The organism is Mesorhizobium sp. M7A.F.Ca.AU.002.02.1.1 (genome assembly GCF_003998535.1).
GTDB classification, from domain to species: Bacteria; Pseudomonadota; Alphaproteobacteria; order Rhizobiales; family Rhizobiaceae; genus Mesorhizobium; species Mesorhizobium ciceri.
Genome location: NZ_RZPB01000647.1, coordinates 1 through 3454, shown reverse-complemented (window position 1 = coordinate 3454; position 3454 = coordinate 1). Strand labels below are relative to the sequence as shown.

General features: G+C 63.0%; 3 protein-coding genes and 1 pseudogene. All 4 read right to left on the bottom strand.

Going from position 1 to position 3454, the window contains the following annotated elements; all coding sequences use genetic code 11:
• A pseudogene (locus EN879_RS28620) lies at nucleotides 1-298 on the bottom strand (ABC transporter substrate-binding protein); the annotation flags it as partial.
• A 95-nt stretch (nucleotides 299-393) separates the two neighbouring features.
• Nucleotides 394-1284, bottom strand: a complete 891-nt coding sequence (locus EN879_RS28615) for an SMP-30/gluconolactonase/LRE family protein (protein ID WP_063170401.1) — start codon at nucleotides 1282-1284, stop codon at nucleotides 394-396.
• Nucleotides 1285-1479: 195 nt separating this feature from the next.
• A complete protein-coding gene (locus EN879_RS28610) occupies nucleotides 1480-2481 on the bottom strand; it encodes a YihY/virulence factor BrkB family protein (protein ID WP_063169506.1) in 1002 nt (333 codons plus the stop codon).
• Nucleotides 2482-2562: 81 nt separating this feature from the next.
• The gene (locus EN879_RS28605; protein ID WP_027163049.1) at nucleotides 2563-3285 is read right to left on the bottom strand and encodes a response regulator transcription factor; all 723 of its coding nucleotides are present in this window, start codon (nucleotides 3283-3285) and stop codon (nucleotides 2563-2565) included.
• Nucleotides 3286-3454: the final 169 nt, after the last annotated feature.

Here is a 3454-nt window from a genome sequence, read left to right as displayed (position 1 = left end):
CATCCGGCGAGGCAGCGTTGATGACGATGGCGTCATAGCCCTGCAGGATCAGGTTCTGCACCTGCGCCGCTTGCGTCGGCACCTCCTTGTCGGCGGTGGTGAAGATGTCGGCCGCGCCGACCACCTTGTCGGCGACCGCCTTCTTGGTGACGATGCCATAGCTGTCGAGCATCGCCTGTCGCCAGGAATTGCCGGCATAATTGTTGGAAAAAGCAATCTTCTTGCCACTGGTGTCGGCCAGCGCCGTGCCCGAAGCGAGCATTGCCGCCAGAGCGCCCAGAACGAACAGTTTCTTCATGTCGTTATCCTCCCAGATGTGTTGACTGCTGTATTCCCACCGGCTTTGACCCGGCCTCACTCCCAACTCTGATTTGAGCACGGATTGTCGCGAGCTCAAAACAGTCTCAATCCCGGCACGCGCACCCTGAGCCGGTACAGCGACGTCGACGCGGCAATGTAGAGGCTTTGCAAATCGTCGTCGCCGAAGGTGAAATTCGCGCAATCTTCGGGCGTCCGGATGACGCCAAGAATGGTGCCCGACGCGTCGAAAATGTGGATGCCGCCGGGTCCGGTGCAGTAAAGATTGCCGCGGCTGTCGATCTTCATGCCGTCGGGCGCTCCCGGCCCGTCGCCCTCGGTTGCTGCCCACACCGCGCCGCCATTGAGGTCGCCATTGGCTTCGACGCCGAACACCCTGATGTGCCCGCGTTCGGTGTCGTTGATGAACAGCCGCGACTCGTCCAGCGAAAAGCACAGCCCGTTCGGCTGCCCGAAATCGTCGGCCAGCAATGTCAGCCGGGCGCCGTCGCCATCGATGCGGTAGACGCCCTGGAACGGCAGCTCCTGCGGGCGTGGCACGCCATAGAACTCCCTCCGGCCATAGCCCGGATCGGTGAAGTAGATCGATCCGCCGGTGGCAACGACGATATCGTTCGGGCTGTTGAGCTGCTTGCCCTGATGATGCGTGGCCAGCACGGTCACGCTGCCGTTGGGCTCGGCGCGGGTCACGCGGCTCGTTGCGTGCTCGCAGGTGACCAGCCGCCCCTGGCGGTCCAGCGTGTTGCCATTGGCCTTATGGCTCGGCTCGCGGAACAGCTCGATCTCGCCCTCGGCACTGCAGCGATACATCCGGCTTTCCGGAATGTCGGAGAAGACCAGCCATTTCTCATAGGGATGCCAGACCGGCCCTTCGAGGAAGCCGAAGCCGCTCGCCAGCGTTTCGATCGGCGCATCGCCGACGACATCGTCGAAACCGGAATGGCGCGCACGCGCCGGCACCGACATCATCGGCTCCCGGCGCGAACAGCCGTGCTACTCCGCATGGTGACGAATGGCATGAGCGCTTCCCGATACAGTCTTCTTGTTGGGGCAGAGCGTAGGCGCGGTCCCGACGAGCCGATACGGGTCAAAGCGCACGGGCGACTGTGCATTTGCACAGTCGCCCGTGCCTATCGAGCGTAGAATACCGGCGACGTCAGATCAGGGCCGGCGAACACTTCGCAAAAGCGCGGTCAAGGTTGCGCTCGCGCACGCCACCGCCACAAGCACGACCACGCCAGCAGCATTGGACTCCTGTTGTGTTCGAGCTGAGCCGTGCTGCACGGACAAAGGGCTGTGAACCAACCTCTTCAGATCGGACCGGCTGCCGTGGCGAACGGAATAGGCGCGCGTGAACTCGGCGCCGAGGAGGAAAATCTCCGACGAGTAGTAAACCCAGAGCAAAATCACGAGCAGTCCGCCGGCGGCGCCGTACGACGACGCAATCGCGCTGGTGCCGATATACCAGCCGATAAGCGATTTTCCCAATGTGAACAGGGCCGCGGTTCCGACAGCGCCGATTCCCACATCGCGCCATTCCAGGGTTCGATCGGGCAAAACCTTGTAAATGGCGGCAAACATCACGGCGATAAGCACAAACGAAACGACGCCGTTGATCCCGCTGAGTATGATCGTTCCGAACGGCAGATGGGCGTTGATGAAAGCGCCCAGTGCCGAAATCGCAGCGCTTGCGATGAGAGAGACCAGCAACAGGAACCCGAGTGCGGCCACCAACCCCAGACTGGCGGCCCGTGCCCTCACCAGACGCGACAGGGAATTGCCTTGCGGTTCGATCTTCCAGATTGTGTTCAACGACTGCTGCATTTCGCCGAAGACGCCAGAAGCGGCTACCAGCAAGGTGACCAGCCCTATGATCGCGGCCCAGGTGCCGTACAGCCTGCCGGATGCACTTTCCAGCGCAGTCTTGAGGAGATCGGCGCTTTCCGGTCCCATCAGCCCTGATATCTGCGCGGACAAGGCCAATTGTGCGGCATCGTGGCCGAAGACGAGACCAGCAATCGCAACCACGATCAGCAAGATCGGCGCCAGCGAGGTGGCGGCATAAAAGGCCATCGCCGCACCATGGCTGAGCGCATTGTCGTCGATGAAACCGACGACGCTTTCGCGCACCAGGTGCCATGAATCTGCAAATGAGGGTCGCACTTCGGATCCGCAGGCGTTGAGTTGGCGTTCACTAGCAATGCGCCGGACCTTCCGATGTTCCGGCTTGTGGCCGCCGCTGTTTCAGTGCTCCGCCAGCCAGGCGTCGAGCCGGTCCTGTTCGCGACGCAGTGCGTCGATGTTGATCAGGCCGCGCGCCATGGCGAGATAGATCGCCCGCGTCCGCGAGTTGAACACGGAAGCATCGCCGGTGCCGTCCTCCGCCGGCACGATGCCGAGCTTGTCGTAGCAGTGCTTGATGCGGCTCTGCGCACCACGGATCGACAGGCCGCGACGTGCCGCGATCGCCCGGTCGGTCAGGCCGAGCGCGATGTCGATCAGGCTTTCATATTCGCCGTCGGTGATGCCCTCGAACTTGTCCTGAACGCGATGCTGGATGCCGCGGATCTCGCGGTCGATGATGCAGTGGCCTTCGCGGAAAACCCCGCGCAGGGCGGACCGCATGCCTTCCTCCGTCGCCGATTTCAGCACATAGCCGTAGACAGAGCCGGGCGGGACGATGCGCGCCACGCCGCGCACATAGGCTTCGTCGGCGAAATTCGACCAGAACAGGATGTGCGTGCCGGCGCGGCGGTTCCAGATCGCCCTGGCAACTTCGATTCCCGTCGCCTTCGGCATCTGCAAATCGAGCACGACATGCAGTGGCTCGCGCTCAGTCGCCAGGTTGATGGCGTCCTCGCCGTCGCTCGCTTCGATCACCTCGACGTCACCGGGCCACAATTGCTCCACCGTCCGCCGCGCGAAGCTACGGTGCAGCCCGTCATTCTCGGCGATCATCACAAGCATCACATGGCCTCCGATACGGCGAGTTCGCCAGGCATTGTTGCAGCCGCCGCCAGTTCCCGTAATGGCTGGCGGTCGATCTCGACGACGACACGGGTGCCGCCGTTCTTGCGGCCGGCCTGGCCGATGCGCAGCCGCGCCCCGATAAGGGCTGCCCGCGTGTGCATATGGC

Coding starts and splice junctions, on each gene's coding strand:
- EN879_RS28615 (WP_063170401.1), bottom strand. CDS start 1,284: ATGTCGGTGCCGGCGCGTGCGCGCCATTCCGGTTTCGACGATGTCGTC.
- EN879_RS28605 (WP_027163049.1), bottom strand. CDS start 3,285: ATGCTTGTGATGATCGCCGAGAATGACGGGCTGCACCGTAGCTTCGCG.